The sequence below is a fragment of the Streptomyces sp. NPDC005774 genome (assembly GCF_042871645.1).
GTDB classification, from domain to species: domain Bacteria; phylum Actinomycetota; class Actinomycetes; order Streptomycetales; family Streptomycetaceae; genus Streptomyces; species Streptomyces pratens.
The window spans coordinates 1-1,207 of record NZ_JBIAIV010000151.1; the positions used below are offsets into that span (position 1 = coordinate 1).

Annotated in this window: 1 pseudogene; it reads right to left on the reverse strand. The window is 67.8% G+C overall.

Annotated elements, in window-relative coordinates:
* Nucleotides 1-94: 94 nt before the first annotated feature.
* Nucleotides 95-1,012, reverse strand: a pseudogene (locus ACFYQA_RS39550) (ISAzo13 family transposase); the annotation flags it as partial.
* Nucleotides 1,013-1,207: the final 195 nt, after the last annotated feature.

Genomic DNA, 1,207 nt, shown 5'->3' on the forward strand with positions numbered 1-1,207 from the left:
TCAGATACCCCGCTCCACGGATGCACACCCCGCATAACGGCGCGACGCTCAGTCCGTCACTACCAACTCAATGAACCTTCAAACAACGGCATTGGGTGCCCGGCGGAAAGTGACAGACAGTCACTTCAAGGCCCGTCTCGTAGGCGAAGTCCGCGAGTTCCTTCTTCCAGGCGCGCACACGGTAGCCGTTGGAGCCCCCGGCGTCGGCGGTGACCAGCAGGCGGGAAGCGTGCGGGTAGCGGCGGCGCCCCTCACCGTTCCACCAGCGGCGCAAAGTGGCCACCGCGAAGGCAGAGGTGTCCCCGTCGCAGCCCACCGACACCCAGCCTGCGTCCGCGCCGATGTCGTAGATCCCGTACGGAACCGCTTTCTGGGCGTCCTTCTCGGGGAAGTCGTGTGCGCGGACCTGCACCGGCTGTCCGGCGCGGTGCCACTCGCGTCCGATGACCGCGTAGTTGCCCAGCGTCTCCTTTTTCTTGGCATCCACGCTGATGACCGGCTGCCTCTCGGCAAGGTACGCCGTGACCTGGTCGTTGATGTAGCGGAACTGGGCGTCCCGGTCCGGATGCCGGGCCCCCTCGGTGGTCCTGGAGGTGCCCTGCAGAGAGAAGCCCTCCGCCTTCAACAGCGCGGCCACCGTGTCCGAACCGACCCGGTGCCCCTGACGCGTCAGCTCGGCCGCCAGATTCCGGGTGGACTTCACCGTCCACAGCAGCGGAGATTCCGGGTCGCCGCGCTGGTCCGGCTCGACCAGCGCCAGCAACGCGGGCACCAGCCCCGGATCGGCCTCCCGCAAGGGCTTCCGACCCGCGCCCGGTGCCCGTACCCGGCCAGCGGGCTCCTCCACGTGCTCCAGCTCCCGCTTCCCGCGCGACACCGTGGACTCCGCCACCCCGGCCGCTCCGGCCACCATGCGGATCCCGCCATGGCCCAGAACGCGGGCCGCGGCGCCCAGCGTCAGTCGCTGCTGGCGCTCATCGAGATGCGGCAGCAACAGCCCGAACGCATCCACCAGCTCTGCCTTCGTCCCCTCAGACACCCCCGCATCCTACGACCCAACATCCCACGAAAACCGAAGAGTTATTGATCGGCAGGTCCCTGCCGCCGGGTGAGTCGGGAGTGTCTAATCAACGGCGGATCTGATGATCAAGGAGACGCCAGAGATGACCGAGACCGTTGTCGAGCAGGAGTCCGTGGAGAAGCCGGC